Origin of the sequence: Pseudomonas sp. RW3S2, assembly GCF_014268955.1 — a bacterium.
In the GTDB taxonomy this organism is placed as follows: domain Bacteria; phylum Pseudomonadota; class Gammaproteobacteria; order Pseudomonadales; family Pseudomonadaceae; genus Aquipseudomonas; species Aquipseudomonas wayambapalatensis.
This window is the reverse complement of sequence record NZ_JABWRM010000014.1, coordinates 128838-146446: the sequence shown is the minus strand read 5'-3', so window position 1 is coordinate 146446 and position 17609 is coordinate 128838. Positions and strand designations below refer to the sequence as shown.

14 protein-coding genes are annotated in these 17609 nt (G+C 63.3%); 3 read left to right on the top strand and 11 right to left on the bottom strand.

The features are described from left to right. Window positions 1-12 precede the first annotated feature (12 nt). Entirely contained in the window at window positions 13-975 is a 963-nt protein-coding gene (locus HU748_RS19700) for a FecR family protein (protein ID WP_186668183.1), read from the bottom strand. Between the two features lie 17 nt (window positions 976-992). Next, the gene (locus HU748_RS19695; protein WP_186711483.1) at window positions 993-1481 is read right to left on the bottom strand and encodes a sigma-70 family RNA polymerase sigma factor; all 489 of its coding nucleotides are present in this window, start codon (window positions 1479-1481) and stop codon (window positions 993-995) included. Between the two features lie 605 nt (window positions 1482-2086). On the opposite strand from HU748_RS19695, the gene HU748_RS19690 reads away from it, so the two are divergent. Then, window positions 2087-3250, top strand: coding sequence for a type III PLP-dependent enzyme (locus tag HU748_RS19690; protein ID WP_186668187.1), 1164 nt, complete (start codon window positions 2087-2089; stop codon window positions 3248-3250). Window positions 3251-3302: 52 nt separating this feature from the next. Here HU748_RS19690 and HU748_RS19685 read toward each other — a convergent pair whose 3' ends face one another. The 3 genes from HU748_RS19685 to HU748_RS19675 all read right to left on the bottom strand — a co-directional run bounded on the left by HU748_RS19685 (window position 3303) and on the right by HU748_RS19675 (window position 5391). Next, on the bottom strand, window positions 3303-3863 hold the full coding sequence (locus HU748_RS19685) for a hypothetical protein (protein ID WP_186668189.1): 561 nt from the start codon (window positions 3861-3863) through the stop codon (window positions 3303-3305). A gap of 92 nt (window positions 3864-3955) precedes the next feature. Continuing rightward, entirely contained in the window at window positions 3956-4708 is a 753-nt protein-coding gene (locus HU748_RS19680) for a tetratricopeptide repeat protein (protein WP_186668197.1), read from the bottom strand. Between the two features lie 2 nt (window positions 4709-4710). Then, complete coding sequence (locus tag HU748_RS19675; protein WP_186668199.1) at window positions 4711-5391, bottom strand: Fe2+-dependent dioxygenase; 681 nt, start codon at window positions 5389-5391, stop codon at window positions 4711-4713. A gap of 245 nt (window positions 5392-5636) precedes the next feature. Here HU748_RS19675 and HU748_RS19670 point away from each other — a divergent pair, with 245 nt between their 5' ends. Both HU748_RS19670 and HU748_RS19665 read left to right on the top strand, forming a co-directional pair. Beyond that, window positions 5637-7928 carry a TonB-dependent siderophore receptor gene (locus tag HU748_RS19670; protein WP_186721570.1) on the top strand — a complete coding sequence of 764 codons (2292 nt, stop codon included), beginning with the start codon at window positions 5637-5639 and terminating at the stop codon, window positions 7926-7928. A 239-nt stretch (window positions 7929-8167) separates the two neighbouring features. Then, complete coding sequence (locus HU748_RS19665; protein WP_186721568.1) at window positions 8168-10723, top strand: PepSY domain-containing protein; 2556 nt, start codon at window positions 8168-8170, stop codon at window positions 10721-10723. Between the two features lie 57 nt (window positions 10724-10780). Here HU748_RS19665 and HU748_RS19660 read toward each other — a convergent pair whose 3' ends face one another. The 6 genes from HU748_RS19660 to hisS form a co-directional block, all read right to left on the bottom strand. Beyond that, the gene (locus HU748_RS19660; protein WP_186668205.1) at window positions 10781-11572 is read right to left on the bottom strand and encodes an amidohydrolase; all 792 of its coding nucleotides are present in this window, start codon (window positions 11570-11572) and stop codon (window positions 10781-10783) included. Then, window positions 11560-12708 carry a pyridoxal phosphate-dependent aminotransferase gene (locus tag HU748_RS19655; protein WP_186721566.1) on the bottom strand — a complete coding sequence of 383 codons (1149 nt, stop codon included), beginning with the start codon at window positions 12706-12708 and terminating at the stop codon, window positions 11560-11562. Before HU748_RS19655 ends, HU748_RS19660 begins: the two co-directional genes overlap by 13 nt. Window positions 12709-12900: 192 nt before the next feature. Beyond that, a complete protein-coding gene (gene der / locus HU748_RS19650; RefSeq protein WP_186711488.1) occupies window positions 12901-14364 on the bottom strand; it encodes a ribosome biogenesis GTPase Der in 1464 nt (487 codons plus the stop codon). A 117-nt stretch (window positions 14365-14481) separates the two neighbouring features. Continuing rightward, window positions 14482-15624, bottom strand: a complete 1143-nt coding sequence (bamB, locus tag HU748_RS19645; protein ID WP_288377005.1) for an outer membrane protein assembly factor BamB — start codon at window positions 15622-15624, stop codon at window positions 14482-14484. Window position 15625: 1 nt separating this feature from the next. After that, window positions 15626-16267, bottom strand: a complete 642-nt coding sequence (locus tag HU748_RS19640; protein ID WP_054892558.1) for a tetratricopeptide repeat protein — start codon at window positions 16265-16267, stop codon at window positions 15626-15628. Between the two features lie 39 nt (window positions 16268-16306). After that, window positions 16307-17593 (bottom strand): histidine--tRNA ligase, encoded by a 1287-nt coding sequence (gene hisS, locus HU748_RS19635; protein WP_186721564.1) that lies wholly within the window; start codon window positions 17591-17593, stop codon window positions 16307-16309. Between the last annotated feature and the right edge of the window lie 16 nt (window positions 17594-17609).

Genomic DNA, 17609 nt, shown 5'->3' with positions numbered 1-17609 from the left:
AAAAACCTGAATCTATTTCGCGATTATTTCGCTGGAGCCGTCGGAATGGGCTTTCACGGCCACGGGAAGGATGTTCGGCAGGGCCCGCAGCAACGCGTCGGTGTCGTCGGTGCTGAAGGTACTGGACAGACGCAGGTTGGCGACCTTGCCCGGAGCGACACGCAGCGGGTGGGCGCGATAGCGCGACACCTCGCTGACCACTTCGGCGAGGGTCGCGTTGTCGAACACCAGCTTGCCCTGGCGCCAGGCGGTGAGCGAGGCGGCGTTGACCGCATAGGGCGCGGCGACCTTGCCCTGCTGGTCGATATGCGCGCCCTGCCCTGCGCCCAACTGCGCCAGCGAGCCAGCCGCGCCTTCGACCTTCACCGAACCCTGCTCGACGGCAACCCGGGTCAGGCCGCTGTCCTGGCGCACGTCGAAACGGGTACCGGTGACGGTGACGCTGCCCTGGGCCGTATCAACCACGAAGGGCCGACTGCTATCGTGGGCGACACTGAACATCGCCTCGCCCGTCTCCAGGCGCAGTTGCCGGCGCCCGGCGCTGAAGGCGACCTCGACGCGCGTCGCGCTGTTCAGCTCCAGGCGCGAGCCGTCCGGCAGCTCGAACAGGCGGCGCTCGCCCAATTGCGTGGCGAGCACGTCATGGTGGTTCAACTGCTGATACTGCCACCCCGCCCAGCCCAGCCCCAGCGCGGCGACCGCAACGCCTGCGGCCAGGGCCTGACGCAGCAGACGCCGACGCGGCAACTGACGCACCGGCTCTGTTTCACACAGTGCCTCAAGGCGTTCGGAGGGGATGAAATCGGCTGCACACCACAACCTGCCAAGCAGTTCGTATTCCTGCCGGTGCTCGGGGCGCTCGTCCAGCCAACGCTGCAGGCGCTCGCGCAGGCCGCTGTCATCCGGCGCATCCTGAACGCGGACAAACCAGTCGGCGGCCTGTTCGCGCGGGTTGTCGGCGCCTTGCTGATTCATCGAAAGGGTCTCCTGACTCATCTGGTGGTCACGTCCAGGTGCTCACGCAGATGTCGGAGCGTGCGAATCATATACTTTTCGACCATATTCTTGGTCAAACCCATGCGCTCGGCGATCTCGGCCTGGGTCAGGCCTTCGAGTTTCTGCCAGATGAACACCCGCCGGCAATTGACCGGCAGTTGCGCCAGCGCCCGCTCGACGGTGTCTGCCAGCTCCAGTGCGTGCATGTAGGCTTCCGGGTCACCGCCCTGGGCACCGCCCTCATCGAACAGCTCCAGTTCCAGTGCCTGGCGCCGGTCTGCGCGACGGAAACCATCCACCGCGATGTTGCGTGCGGTCTGGTGCAGATAGGCACGCGGCTGCTCGACCTGCTCGCGCGGATTTTCCAGCACGCGTACGAAAGCATCGTGGGCGAGGTCCTCGGCCTGCTGACGACTGCGCAACTTGCGCGTCCAGGTGCCGATCAGCTCGTGATAGTGGTCGAGAAAGCCTTTGTGTCCGGACACGGTCTGGCTCGTCAGGGAGGCGGGGACAAGAGGTCGCAAATAATAATACTTCTTATTAAAAGCGGCAAATCGGCGTGCAACTGTCCTCACGGGAGCATTTTTTTGCCTCGGTAACAAAAAATTTATCGAGGGATTCCGGCACGGAGGTGCCAGCCAGGCGTGGCCATAAATATGAACACCCAGGCGCTTTTCGCGAGCGAGCACGGCACGGCGCAAACACCCTGATGCCTATGGAAACGGGTTCACCCAGCAACGGGCCGACATGCTCCATTCCACAATTCTTTACGCTGGAATTGACCAGGGGAACATCTGCCGGTCACACGAGTCGGTTATTCAAATGGCTACTCGTCGATTGCACGGGAACACGCTGGGATTGCGGGTTGATTCTGCATTCCTCACGTCCTAAAGTGCGCGCCGAACGTCCATGCTGGAAACGATCCATCCGGCTCAAGTACTGACGACGAGACAGCAAGGCCGCCGCTTTTACAGCGACCTTTTTGCTTTCGGCGACATGCCTTGGGAAGTAGGCGAACCAAAGTGGGGATACGGAGGACGTTCAGTTTGCAGCCACTTATCTTTTCAGTTTGCCCATGGAGTCCCTAAGCATGTCGATCCAGGTCGAAGACTATTTCGCGCGCGACACCTTCCAGAAAATGAAGGCGTTCGCCGACAAGCAGGAAACCCCGTTCGTACTCATCGACACCCAGATGATCAGCCAGGCCTACGACGACCTGCGCGCGGGCTTCGAATTCGCCAAGGTCTACTACGCAGTCAAGGCCAACCCGGCGGTCGAGATCATCGACCTGCTCAAGGAAAAAGGCTCGAGCTTCGACATCGCCTCGATCTACGAGCTGGACAAAGTGCTGGGCCGTGGTGTCAGCGCCGACCGCATCAGCTATGGCAACACCATCAAGAAGTCCAAGGACATTCGCTACTTCTACGAGAAGGGCGTGCGTCTCTACGCCACCGACTCCGAAGCCGACCTGCGCAACATCGCCAAGGCCGCACCGGGCTCGAAAGTGTACGTGCGCATCCTCACCGAAGGCTCCACCACCGCCGACTGGCCGCTGTCGCGTAAATTCGGTTGCCAGACCGACATGGCCATGGACCTGCTGATCCTGGCCCGTGACCTGGGCCTGGTGCCTTATGGCATCTCGTTCCACGTCGGTTCCCAGCAGCGCGACATCAGCGTCTGGGACGCGGCCATCGCCAAGGTCAAGGTGATCTTCGAGCGCCTGAAAGAAGAAGACGGCATCGAGCTGAAGCTGATCAACATGGGCGGCGGCTTCCCGGCCAACTACATCACACGTACCAACAGCCTGGAAACCTACGCTGAAGAGATCATCCGCTTCCTCAAGGAAGACTTCGGTGACGACCTCCCGGAAATCATCCTGGAGCCGGGCCGTTCGCTGATCGCCAACGCCGGTATCCTGGTCAGCGAAGTGGTGTTGGTGGCGCGCAAGTCGCGCACCGCGGTCGAGCGCTGGATCTACACCGACGTGGGCAAGTTCTCCGGCCTGATCGAAACCATGGACGAAGCCATCAAGTTCCCGATCTGGACCGAGAAGAAAGGTGAAGCCGAAGAAGTGGTGATCGCCGGCCCGACCTGCGACAGCGCCGATATCATGTATGAGAACTACAAGTACGGCCTGCCGCTGAACCTGGCCATCGGCGACCGCCTGTACTGGCTGTCGACCGGCGCCTACACCACCAGCTACAGCGCGGTGGAGTTCAACGGCTTCCCGCCGCTGAAGGCGTTCTACCTGTAACACCTGAAAAGGCGCTTCGCCACGAAGCGCCTTTTCAGCCAGACGATGGGTGTCAGGGCTGTGCTACCCAAGTCTCTTGAATCTGAATCCAGAGCCCAGCCTGCTCGCCACTGCCTGTGCGCATCTTGTTATGCCATCCCGTCCGAACGCTGGTCGGCGCTTCATGGCGCAAGCCTCCAGCAGTGACATGCGACATTGCAAAGCCATAGGCTGGCCCGCCCATTTCGTTGACATGACCAAGCCGCAATGGCTTGCCATCCCAGCTTAGAAGCCAGTCGCAGGAAATACCGACAGCGGGAACCATCCTCAGACTGCCATCACTGGCTACAGCCAAGCGCTGCCCATGATGAGGCTTGCCTGGAGCCCAACTACGAACGTCATAGCGCTCCGGCTCACCGCGGTTGAAACAACCAAACCAGAAACGCTCTTGATTTTGTAAGTTGACGCTGCTGCAGAGGTAAACATCACCACGGCGGTCTACATCAACGTTGCCATAGTAGCCACCCCCGCTCTTTGCTCCCTTGAGTTTACCGGCGGTCAGCGTGCCCGAGCCCTTGCTGGTTTCACAGGATAAAACGGCGATAAACGAAGCAGCTTGGTTATAAGTACTCATGTTTGACCTCAGATCGCTGAAATGAGCCCTATCGTCACAAGTACGACCTAGCTGGATAATCGTGAAATCTTTCTCGGGTCTGACGCCATGCTTCACGAGCGGCTGCGACGCTCCAGTTCCTCCTGGTAGTCCGCTGCAACGCAAGCCAACAAAGGCCCACCGGCACGCAAAGTCAACACGCTGCTGCGCAGGAAGCTTTCGTTGCCCTCCTGCCTGGCTCGTCGTAGCCAGGGAAACGCCGCTTCGATTTGCCCTCGTTCGACAAGCACCAGCGCCAGGCTGAACATTCCGCGAAAATCCCCCGCCTCGGCCGAACGCCGATACCAGCGTACCGCCCGCGCAGGGCTCGCGGTGGTGGCAATACCCTGCTCCAGGTAACGCCCGTACAGGTTCATCGACTTGGCATGCCCCATGTGCGCCGCCTTCTCGTAACAGATCAGCGCCTGCGCCTGATTTACTGGCACCCCGCGACCGGTAGCCAACAGGTTGCCTAGGTTGTAGAGGCCCCAATCGGAGTCGGCATCGGCGGCCTTTGCGTAATGGATGGCCGCCTGGGTCAGATCGATTTCACCACCCCAACCGTGCTCCAGGCATCGCCCCAGCATGTTGTACGCCATGGCGTTGCCGGCCTGGGCGGCAATGGCGAACCAATGCCGTGCCAGGCGCTCATCCTGTTCGATCCCATGCCCGTCGAGCAGAATCTGCCCAAGCAATGCCTGCGCCTCGACCACCCCCTGCCCCGCGGCTGCAAGAATCGCCTGGGCGGCCTTGCCGGGGCTGTGCTCGAGCATCGACTTGAGCTCGGCAACATCGATCACATCCTCGCGTCGCAACTGATACGACATGCTCAAACCTCCGCCCAGCGACGCAACAGGTTGTGGTAGGTGCCGGTCAGTTGCAACAGCGACGGATGATCGGGCACATCGGCACCGAGCTGGCGTATGGCGTTGTCCATCTCGAACAGCAGCGTGCGCTGGCCATCGTCACGCACCAGGCTCTGGGTCCAGAAGAACGCTGCGAAGCGCTCGCCGCGCGTCACAGGGTTGACCTTGTGCAGGCTGGTGCCCGGATACAGCACCATATCGCCTGCCGCCAGCTTGACCTGCTGCACACCGTAGGTGTCCTGGATCACCAACTCGCCACCGTCGTAGCTGTCTGGCTCGCTGAGAAACAGCGTGGACGAAAGGTCGGTGCGTACCCGCTCGGGGCTGCCCTTGGGTTGGCGCAGCGCGTTGTCGATGTGAAAACCGAAGTTGCCACCTTCGCGGTAGCAATTGACCAGCGGCGGGAACACCTTGTGCGGCAACGCCGCCGACATGAACAACGGATTGCGCCACAGCCGGTCGATCAGCGCGCTGCCGATCTCCTTGGCCAGCGCATGGCCTTCGGGCAACTGCAGGTTGTGCTTGGCCTTGGCCGACTGGTAGCCGGCCGTCGCCTTGCCATCGGCCCAGTCGGCCTGCTCCAGGGCCTGGCGGATGCGGGAAATCTCGTCGGCGTCGAACAGGCCGGGGATGTGCAGAAGCATGGCGCGAGGTACCTGGCAGAGGGCAAAGGCCCAATGATATTGATTCCCTTTTGCGACAGGCAAGTGCCGTTGGCGCAATCCCCTGCCTTGCGGCCACGACCGCAGACGCACGAACCCGGAAAACCGTAAGGGTAAAATGTAAAGATTGTAAGTTTCTTGCGAATGGTAACGAGTCTCAATTGTTACTTACAATTGCTTACATTAACATCCGCGGCCTTCACACCTTGGGGAAGGTCAAAAACAAAATGCGCCACGTACCATCCGCTGTCAGCTCACCACGCCTGCTCACCTGCGCCATCGGCGTCGCCCTCAGCGCGACCTCGGCCTATGCCGCCGATCCCGCAGCCGCCCAGCCGGTCACCCTCGACGCCACCAGCGTCAACGGCAAGGCCGAACAGGCGAGCACCGAGTACAAGGTCGAAAAAGCCTCCTCGCAGAAATACACCGCACCACTGGTGGACACCCCGCGTTCGGTCACGGTGATCCCGCAGCAGGTGATCAAGGACACCAACGCCCTGAGCCTGCAGGATGCGCTGCGTACCGTGCCGGGCATCACCTTCGGTGCCGGCGAAGGCGGCAACCCGCAAGGCGATCGCCCGTTCATCCGCGGCTTCGACGCCCAAGGCGATACCTACCTGGACGGCGTGCGCGACACGGGCGCACAGACCCGCGAGATCTTCGCCATCGAATCGGTGGAAGTGGCCAAGGGCCCGAACTCCGCCATTGGCGGCCGTGGTGCTGCAGGTGGCACCATCAACCTGGTGAGCAAGCGCGCCCACCTCGGCAACTCGCTCGACGGCGCCTGGACCTGGGGCAGCGACCAGACCCAGCGCTATACCTTCGATGGCAACTATCAGTTCAGCGACACCGTGGCCGGGCGCCTGAACCTGATGACCCACGAGAGCAACGTCGCCGGGCGCGACAAGGTCAATTACGACCGCTGGGGCATCGCCCCGTCGCTGGCCTTCGGCCTGGGCACCCCGACCCGCGTCAACCTCGACTACTACCACCTGGAAAGCGACGACCTGCCGGATTCGGGCATCCCCTACACCGTGCCGGCCGGCGGCACCGGCGCCCGTACCTCGGCCAATCCGAGCAAGCCTTACGCGGGTGGCGATCACGACAACTTCTACGGCCTGACCGGTCGCGACTTCCGCAAATCGCGGGTGGACATCGCCACCATCGCCGTCGAGCACGACCTGTCCGACTCGCTGACCGTCAAGAACACCCTGCGCCACGGCAACAGCATGCAGGACTACATCCTCACTCAGCCAGACGACAGCAAGGGCAACGTCAACAACGGCAGTGTCTGGCGCCGCGCCAACACCCGCGTGGGCAACACCGCCACCACCACCAACCAGACCGACCTGTTCGGCGAGTTCTACCTGGGCGGCCTGAAGAACAGCTTCTCCACCGGCATCGAACTGAGCCGCGAAGAGAGCGAGCGCTCCTCGTACAACGTCAACACCGACACCACGCCCGCCTCGCCCGGCAACGCGAGCACCAACTGCACCCCGGGCATGATTGTCTCCAGCGGCTACAACTGCACCTCGCTGAGCAATCCCAACCCGGACGATCCGTGGAACGGCGCGATCTCGCGCAACTACGCCGGCACCACCACCAACAGCAAGACCCGTGCGCTGTACGTCTTCGATACCCTCGAACTGACCCCGCAGTGGCTGCTGAACATGGGCCTGCGCTACGACCACTTCGACACCGACTACAAGACCTACACCGCAGCCGGCGCCACCACTGCCAAGGGCCGCGACAGGAGCGAGTTCATCACCGGCCAGTTGGGCCTGGTGTGGAAGCCGGCCGACAACGGCAGCATCTACGTGTCCTACGCCACCTCCGCCACGCCACCGGGCGCGATGCTCGGGGAAGGCCAGGAAGGCAACCCGCTGCCGGGTACGCCGGACCGCTCGGGCAACCTGCTGTCCAGCGACCTGGAACCTGAAGAAACGACCAACTACGAGATCGGTACCAAGTGGGACCTGCTTGACCAGCGCCTGTCCCTGGCCGCTGCGCTGTTCCGCACCGAAAAGGAAAACGCTCGCGTCCAGGTGAATACCACCACCTACGAGAACGTCGGCGAAACTCGCGTGCAGGGCATCGAGCTGTCGGCCAGCGGCAAGCTCACCGACAAGTGGCAGGTGTTCGCCGGCTACACCTACATGCAGGCACGCCAGATCGACGGTGGCCCGCTGGGCAAGGCCAACGACGGCAACCAGCTGCCGAACACGCCGAACAACAGCGCCAGCCTCTGGACCACCTACGCCATCACACCGAAGCTGACCGTTGGCGGCGGCGCCTTCTATGTGGATGACGTGTATGGCAGCGTGGCCAACACCACCATGGTCGACAGTTACGTGCGCTACGACGCCATGGCAGCGTACAAGCTGACCAAGAACGTCGATCTGCAACTGAACGTGCAGAACCTGACCAACGAGGTGTACTACGACAAGGCCTTCTCCACCCACTTCGCCAACCAGGCGGCCGGGCGCACGGCGCTGCTGACCACCAGCGTCCACTTCTGATGAGGGGACTGGGCTAGTCTGCACCGGCCTCTTCGCGGGCAAGCCCGCTCCCATAGGGACACCACAATCCTCAAATCCTGTGGAACACCTGTGGGAGCGGGCTTGCCCGCGAAGAGGCCGGTGCAGTCGAGCACTAAACAGAACGCCCCCCGCCCCGATCATTCCTGTGGGCGGGGCTTTTGCGTATCAAGGCATAATGCACGCCGCGCGGTCTGTGGCTGCAACACAAGGTGATCGATGTGGTGAAGAAGTCGCTGTTCCAATTGCACTGGTTCTTTGGCATCACCGCCGGCCTGGTGCTGGCGCTGATGGGCATCACCGGTGCGATCTGGTCGTTCCAGGAAGAACTGCTGCGCCTGTTCAACGCCGATGTGCTCAAGGTCGAGGTGCGCCAGAAGGGCGTGCTGCCGCTGCCGGAACTGGTGCGCCGCGCCGAACTGGCCCAGGGCGACAAGGTGGCGATGCTCTGGGTCGATACCCACGCCGACAATGCCGCCCGCCTCTTCTTCACGCCGCCGCCCGGCGAACGCCGCGGCGAGCTGCGTTATGCCGACCCTTACACAGGCGAGCTCAAGGGTGAGGTCGCGGGGATAGGCTTCTTCAACCTCATGCTGCAGCTGCACCGTTTCCTGGCCATGGGCGATAGCGGCCGGCAGATCACCGGTGCCTGCACCCTGATGCTGATCTTCTTCTGCCTCTCCGGCCTTTACCTGCGCTGGCCGCGCCGGGCCCTGAACTGGCGGGTCTGGCTGAGCTTCGACTGGGCCAAGAAAGGCCGCGCCTTCAACTGGGACCTGCACGCCGTCGCCGGGACCTGGTGCCTGCTGTTCTACCTGCTGTTTGCCCTGACCGGCCTGTTCTGGTCGTACGACTGGTACCGCGAGGGCCTGAACAAACTGCTCGCCGACAAACCCGCAGCCGGCGAACAGCAGCAGCGCGGCGCAGGTCGTGGCCGCCCCGGACCGCAAGCAGCGGATGCCAAGGCGGCGCCGCTGGTGGTCGATTACGACGCCATCTGGAACAACCTCAAGAATGCCGCCGGCCCAAGCCTTGCCAGCTACAACCTGCGCCTGCCACCTGGCGGCGGGCAGCCAGCGACGCTGTTCTACCTGCTCGATGACTCAGCCCACGAGCGCGCCTTCAACACCCTGACACTTGACCCCGCCAACGGCCAGATCAAGCGTTACGAGCGCTACACCGACAAGTCGTTCAAAGCCCAACTGCTGCAGAGCGTCTACGCCCTGCACGTGGGCAGCTATTTCGGTTTGCCGGGCAGGATCATCCTCACCATCGCCAGCCTGACCATGCCGCTGTTCTTCGTCACCGGCTGGCTGCTGTATCTCGATCGCCGCCGCAAGAAGCGCCAGGTCCGTGCCGCCCGTGGCTCGGTCGACACCGCCCAGGCCAGCGGCGACAGCTGGCTGATCGGCTTCGCCAGCCAGAGTGGCCTGGCCGAGCAACTGGCCTGGCGGAGCGCAGGGCAGTTGCAGGCGGCGGGCTTGCCGGTGCAGGTGCGCTCGCTTGCCGAGCTGGGCGCGGACGAGCTGCGCCAGGCCCGTCGTGCACTGTTCGTGGTCAGCACCTTCGGTGATGGCGAAGCGCCTGACAGCGCCCGCGGCTTCGAGCGCAAGGTGCTGGGCCAACCCTGGGCGCTGCGACACCTGAACTACGCCCTGCTCGCCCTGGGCGATCGACAGTATCCGCATTTCTGCGGCTTCGCCCGACGCCTGCAGGCCTGGCTGGCCGAACGCGGCGCGACCACGGCGTTCAGCCCGATCGAAGTCGACAGTGCCGACCAGAATGCCCTGCAACAATGGCAGCAGGCCCTGGCGCAACTGACCGGCGCACGTCCGCTCGCCGCCTGGCAGCCGCCCAGCTACGGCAACTGGCGCCTGGTCCGACGCGAACGGCTCAACCCCGGCAGCCAGGGCGCACCGGTGTACTTGCTGGGCCTGAGTGCCGAACACCTAAGCCATTGGGAAGCTGGCGACCTGGTCGAGGTGCTGCCCCGCCACAGCCAGGCGCGGATCGATGCCTTCCTGCAAGGGCTGGGGCTCGATGCGAATCTACCGGTGCAACTTGATGGTCTTGTCGAACCGCTTGGCCAAGCGCTGGCCAGTCGCCAGTTGCCGACCAGCCGCGAGCATCTGGTCGGCCTGCACGCCCAGGCGCTGGTCGATTCGCTGATCCCACTCGGTGCCCGCGAATACTCCATCGCGTCGATCGCCAGCGACGGCGTGCTGGAGCTGATCGTGCGCCAGGAGCGTCATGCCGATGGCAGCCTCGGGCTGGGCTCCGGCTGGCTGACCGAATACCTGCCCATGGACGGCCATGCCAGCCTGCGTCTGCGCCGCAACAGCAGCTTCCACCTGCCGACAACCTCGGCACCGATGGTGCTGATCGGCAACGGTACTGGCCTGGCAGGCCTGCGCAGCCTGCTCAAGGCCCGGATCGCGGGGGGTGAGCAGCGCAACTGGCTGCTGTTCGGCGAACGCAACCGCGCCCACGACCTGCTCTGCGGCCGTGAGCTGCAAGGCTGGCTGGACAGCGGCGATCTGGCGCGACTGGACCTGGCGTTCTCGCGGGACCAGGCGGAAAAGGTCTATGTGCAGGATGTGCTGTTGCAGCAAGGCGAACAATTGCGCCGCTGGGTGGACGACGGCGCCTGCGTGTACGTCTGCGGGAGCCTGCAAGGGATGGCAGGCGGCGTGGATGCGGCGCTGAAGGGGATGCTGGGTGAAGAGGTCGTTGAGCAACTGATCGAGGATGGGCGCTACCGGCGGGATGTGTACTGATCAGTGCCTATGTGTCGCTCTTTTCGCGGGCTTGCCCGCGAAAAGGCCACCACGATCTCAATGCAGCTCGAAGGTATCGGCATCCAGGTTCGCCGGGAACTTGGTCCGATACGCCGCCAGCTCCGCCGCGCTCAACACCGCGCTGAACACCCCGTCGGCCTCCCCCGCACTCAGCAGGCTCTCGCCCTGGAAGTCCAGCACCTGGCTGTCACCCGAATAGGCAAAGCCCTTGCCGTCGGTCCCCACCCGATTCACCGCAGCCACGTAGCACAGGTTCTCGATCCCCCGCGCCGGCAGCAGCCGGTTCCAGTGCTGGCGCCGCGCGGCCGGCCAGTTCGCCGTGTACAGCAGCAGGTCGGTGTCCTGGGCGTCGCGGCTCCACACTGGGAAGCGCAGGTCGTAGCAGATCAGCGGGCGAACTCGCCAGCCCTTGAGCTCGAACTGTACCTGGCGTTCGCCAGGCGTGTAGTGCTTGTGCTCGCCCGCCATGCGGAACAGGTGGCGCTTGTCGTAATGCAGCACCTCGCCGTCCGGTCGTGCCCACAGCAGGCGATTGCGGTGGCTGCCATCGGCGGCCTGGATGATCACACTGCCGGTGATCACCGCATCTATCTTCTTTGCCTGTGCCTTGAGCCACTTGTAGGTCGGACCCTGCTCGGGCTCGGCAAGGCGTTCGGACTCCATCGAGAAACCGGTGGTGAACATTTCCGGCAGGATCACCAGGTCAGCGCCACGGGCCTGCTCCAGCAGTACCTCGAAATGCGCGTGATTGCCCTCGCGGTCATGCCAGGCCAGGGTGGTCTGCACCAGGGCGAGCTTCAGGTTCGGCAGTTGACTCAGATCGCGCATAGTTTTTCCGCTGCCTGACGCAGCGTCTCCTCACGTTTGGCAAAGCACAGGCGCACCAGGCGTTGCTCGGGGATAGGGCGCTGGTAGAACACCGACACCGGGATGGTCGCCACGCCATGTTCGCGGGTCAGCCACAGTGCCATCTCCACATCATTGAGGTCGGGACGGATCGCCGAGTAATCCACCAACTGGAAATAGGTACCCGCGGTGCGGGTGAAGGCAAAGCGCGATGTCTGCAGCAGGTCGCAGAACAGGTCGCGCTTGGCCTGGTAGAAGCCTGGCAGTTCGTCGATATGCTCCGGGTGTTCGGCCATGAAGTCAGCCAGCGCCCATTGCAGCGGCGTCACGCCGCAGAAGTTGACGTACTGGTGGACCTTGCGCAGCTCGGCACTCAGCGCAGGCGGTGCAATCACATAGCCGGTCTTCCAGCCGGTGACGTGGTACGTCTTGCCGAACGAACTGACCACGAAGGCCCTGGCATAGAGCGGCTCGTGAGCCAGCACGCTGGCATGGCGCACGCCGTCGTAGACCAGGTGCTCGTAGACCTCATCGCTCACCAGGTAGATGTCGCGCTCGGCAATCAAGGCGGCAAGCTCGTCGAGGTCGTCGCGAGTGATCAACGCACCGCTGGGGTTGTGTGGCGAGTTGAGGATGACCATGCGCGTGCGCGGGGTCAGGGCATCGCTGAACTTCTGCCAATCGATGCGAAAATCGCCATCACTCAGTTGCACATGCACGCAGCGACCACCGGCCAGCTCTACCGACGGCTCGTAGCTGTCGTACGACGGGTCGAAGACGATCACCTCGTCGCCAGTCTGGATCACTGCCTGGATCGCACAGAAGATCGCCTCGGTGGCGCCAGGCGTGATGGTCACTTCCTGATCGGCATCCACCTGAGCGCCATAAAGACGGGCGATCTTCGCCGCGACCTGCTGGCGCAACACCGGCAAGCCGGTCATCGGCGCGTACTGGTTGTTGCCAGCGGCCACGTGTCGGCCGACCGCATCGAGCAGCGGCTGCGGGCCATTGAAATCGGGGAAACCCTGGGACAGGTTGAGCGCGCCGGTTTGCGCGGCGAGCTGGGACATGGTGGTGAAGATGGTCGTGCCGACGTTCGGCAGTTTGCTGCGGATCATGGAGCCCTCTTTCCTGCGGGGTGGTCCGGCACGGGGTGGAGTCCGAGCATAGCGGATCGGGCAGGCAGGAAAAAGGTTGAAACATTTAAAGGCTCATTCGTGGCCAAGCCCGCTCCACAGGTCGTTCACAGATCTCAATGCCTGTGCCTTGCAGTGGGAGCGGGCTTGCCCGCGAAGAAGCAGACGCGAGAATCAGCGCTTGTCTTTGCGCTTCTTCTCAGCCTTCTTGTGGTGCGACATCAAGCGGCGTTTCTTGTTGACCTGGCGATCAGTGAGGGTGTTCTTGTTGCCCTCGTACGGGTTCTCGCCGCCCTTGTACTCGATGCGGATCGGCGTACCGACCAGCTTCAGCACACGGCGGTAGGTGTTTTCCAGGTAGCGCGAGTAGGAACGCGGGATCTTGTCGGTCTGGTTGCCGTGGATCACGATCAGGGGTGGGTTGGCACCTCCGAGGTGAGCGTAGCGCAGCTTGATCCGTCGACCGTTAACCAGCGGCGGCTGGTGCTCGCTGATGGCGTCTTCGAGGATTTGCGTCAGGCGGCTGGTCGGCCAGCGGGTGACCGCCGACTTGAACGCGGCCTGCACCGACTTGTACAGATGGCCGACGCCAGTGCCGTGCAAGGCGGAGATGAAGTGGATGTCGGCAAAGTCGACGAAGAACAGCCGACGCTCCAGCTCGGTCTTCACGTAGTCGCGCTCGCCCGGCTCCATGCCATCCCACTTGTTCAGGGCGATGACGATGGCACGGCCGGCTTCCAGGGCGAAGCCCAGCAGGTTCAGGTCATGGTCGACCACCCCCTCGCGCGCGTCCATGACGAAGATCACCACGTTGGCGTCCTTGATCGCCTGCAGCGTCTTGACCACCGAGAACTTCTCGACTTCCTCGTGGATCTTGCCGCGTTTGCGCACCCCGGCAGTGTCGATGAAGGTGTACTTCTCGCCATCACGCTCGAACGGGATGTAGATACTGTCACGGGTGGTGCCCGGCTGATCGTAGACCACCACACGCTCTTCACCGAGCATGCGGTTGACCAGCGTCGACTTGCCGACGTTCGGGCGACCGATGATGGCGATCTTGATGCCATCCTTCTCGCTCGGCCCCGGAACACGCACCGCTTCCTCGCCTTCGGCGACTTCGGCATCCAGCGCTTCCTCGACCTGGTCGCGCGGGATGTGGCCAAGCACGGCTTCCATCAGCGCGTTGATACCACGGCCTTGCGAACCGGCGACCGGAATGGCGTTGCCCATACCCAGCGGCGAGAACTCGGCGCGGGCGACATCGGCATCGATGTTGTCGATCTTGTTGGCGACCAGGATCGCCTCTTTGTTTCGCTTGCGCAGGTGCTCGGCGATCATCTGGTCAGCGGCGGTCATGCCAGCGCGGGCATCGACCAGGAACAGCACATAGTCCGCTTCTTCGATGGCCATCAGCGACTGCTCGGCCATCTTCTCGTCCATGCCCACTTCGTCACCGGTGATACCGCCGGTGTCGATGAGAATGAACGAACGACCCTGCCAGGTGGCGTCGCCGTACTGGCGATCACGGGTCAGGCCCGACAGGTCGCCGACGATGGCATCGCGGGTCTTGGTCAGGCGGTTGAACATGGTGGATTTGCCGACGTTCGGCCGTCCCACCAGGGCGATTACGGGAACCATGCGGCTCTCCACTCGTGAATTCTTGAAAATGCAAAGGCCGCTGCAAGGCAGCGGCCGGAGTTCGGGCGGCGCTTCCTGCGCCGCAGCCTGAAACCGATGACGGTCTCAAGCATAGCTTCAGCGGATGGTCAGTGCCTCGAGCTTGCCGCTGTTGCCATAGACATAAATGGTGTCGCCGACCACCAGGGGGCGGGCGCGCAGGCCATCGCTGTCGATACGCTCACGGCCGACGAAGCGACCATCGACCTGGCTGAGCAGGTGCAGGTAACCCTCGAAGTCACCTACCGCGACATAGCTGGAAAACACTTCCGGCGCCGACAGTTGGCGACGGGCCATGGAGTCGTTGGTCCACAGCGCCGAAGACGAACGCTCATCGATGCTCTCGACAGTGCCCGAAGCCTCGCTCACGTAGACGTTGCCAAAGCCCTGGGCGACACCCACATAGCTGGAGGCATCGCGCTGCCACAGCACGCGACCGCTTTCCAGGTCCAGGCCCGCGACGCGACCCTGGTAGCTGGTGACGTAAAGGGTACCACCGGACAGCAGCAAGCCACCGTCGATGTCCACTACACGGTCCAGCTCGGAACGGCCCTGCGGAACGGCCACGCGGGCCTCCCACACCGGCACGCCGTTCTGCGTGTCGACCGCGATCACCTTGCCGGTGGACAGACCAGCCACCGCCAGGCGGTTGGTCACGATCGGCGCGCCGGTACCACGCAGCGTGAGCACTGCTGGCGAACTCTCGTAGATCCAGCGGCGATCACCGGTGTTGAAGTCCAGGCCGATCAGACGGTCGTCCTGGGTCTGCACCACCACCACGTCACCGTTGGTCGCTGGCGGAGCCAGCACTTCGCTGGTGACGCGCGAGCGCCAGCGCTCTTCACCGGTGCTGGAGTCCAGTGCGATGACTTCACCCTTGAGGGTGCCCATCATCACCAGGCCGTAACCCACGCCGACAGCGCCGGAAACCGGTACGTCCAGGTCCTTCTTCCACACCACGTCACCGTTGCTGCGGTTCAGGGCGAAGACCTTGCCGTTGACGTCGGCAGCGTAGATGCGGTCGTTCTCGATGGCCGGCACCAGGGTGTTGTACTTGTCACCCTGGCCGTCACCGATCGAACGGCTCCACTGTTTCTTGAGCACCACCTCTTCGGTGAACTTGGTCAGTTCGGCCGGGGGCAGTTCCTTCTTGCTGTTGCTGCTGCAACCCGCGGCCAGCACGGCCAGGGCGAGCACTGCTGCTTGTTTCCAACCGGTCACTTCACGCGTCCCCTTTGGCCAGGTCATCCAGCTTCAGTTGCAGGCCACCGATCGCGGCGTCGTCGGACAGCGCGGCCTTGGCTTTTTCATACGCACCGTGGGCATCGTCGGCACGGCCCAACTGGACCAGCAAGTCACCCTTGAGCTCCTCACGACTGGCCAGGAACGCCTTGTCGGCGTCACCGTCGAGCAGCTTGAGGGCCTCCTCGGCCTTGTCCTGGGCAGCGAGCACACGGGCCAGACGCTGGCGCGCGATCTCACCGAGGGTGGCATCGGCCGGCTTGTCCATCACGCTCTTGAGCTCGGCGGCGGCGTCGTCCAGCTTGCCGCTGTCGACCGCGACCTTGGCCACGAACAGGCTGCCGTACTGGGCATAGGCCGAACCGCCAAATTCGCTCTTGAGCTTGCCGGACAGCTCGGCGACCTTGGTCGCATCCGGCTTGCCGTCAGGCGTCAGGGTAGTTTCCAGCAACGCCTGGTACAGCGCCGAAGCGCCTTGCGACTGGTTGCTCTGGTACTTGTGCCAGGCCTGCCAGCCCATCACCACCGCAGCGGCGAGCAGGGCACCGGTCAGCAGCGGCTTGCCGTTGCGGTTCCACCAGTCCTTGGCTGCGGCCAGGCCATCATCATCGGTACTCGACACCCCAATACTCCTTTTCAGCAATTCGGCTGTTTGACCGCTTCACGCCTGCGCGAGAGCAGCTTGCAGGTGCTCGGCCAGAGCATCCCAGGCAATGTTCTGTTGTTCGCCCTGGCCACGCAGGGGCTTGAAACCTACCACTTGTTGCGCCAGTTCGTCGTCCCCCAGGATCAGGGCAAACAGCGCCCCGCTCTTGTCGGCCTTCTTGAACTGGTTCTTGAAGTTGCCGCCACCGGCGTTGACCGCCAGGCGCAGGCCCGGCAGACGATCGCGCAGTTGCTCGCTGATCTTCAGGCCCGCCAGCTCCGCCTGCTCGCCGAAGGCGCACAGGTAGACATCCAGCGTACGGCTGATCGACTCGGGCACCTGGCCCAGCGTCTCGATCAGCAGCAGCAGTCGCTCGATACCCATGGCGAAGCCCACGCCAGCCGTCGGCTTGCCGCCCATCTGCTCGACCAGGCCATCGTAGCGGCCACCAGCACAGACAGTGCCCTGGGCACCGAGCTTGTCGGTCACCCACTCGAACACGGTCTTGCTGTAGTAGTCCAGGCCACGCACCAGCTTGGTGTTGATCACGAACGGGATACCGGCAGCGTCGAGGCGGGCCTTCACGCCCTCGAAGTGCACGCGGGACTCTTCGTCCAGGTACTCTTCGAGCTTCGGTGCGCCCACTAGAGCGGCCTGGGTGCCTTCGTTCTTGCTGTCGAGGATGCGCAGCGGGTTGCTCTTCAGGCGACGCTTGCTGTCGTCGTCCAGTTGATCGATACGCTCGCTGAGGAACTCGACCAGCGCGTCGCGATAGCGCGCACGGGCTTCGCTGGTGCCCAGGCTGTTGAGTTCGAGCGTGACCGCGTCCTGGATACCCAGGCGCGCCCAGAGGCGCCAGGTGAGCATGATCAGCTCGGCGTCGATGTCCGGACCGGCCAGGTTGAACACCTCGACGCCGATCTGGTGGAACTGGCGATAACGCCCCAGTTGTGGGCGTTCGTGGCGGAACATCGGGCCGACATACCAGAGCTTCTGTACCTGGCCATTGCCGATGATGCCGTGCTCGAGCACAGCACGCACACACGCGGCAGTGCCTTCCGGGCGCAAGGTCAGCGAGTCCTTGTTGTCCTGGAAGGTGTACATCTCTTTTTCGACGATATCGGTGACTTCACCGATCGAGCGCTTGAACAGCTCGGTGAACTCGACGATCGGCGTGCGGATCTGGCTGTAGCCGTAGCCGTCCAGCAGGCCGGCCACGGTGCCTTCGAAGTAGCGCCACAGGGGCGACTGCTCGGGCAGGATGTCGTTCATGCCACGGATGGCTTGCAGCGATTTGCTCACGAAAAGTCCTTACGAA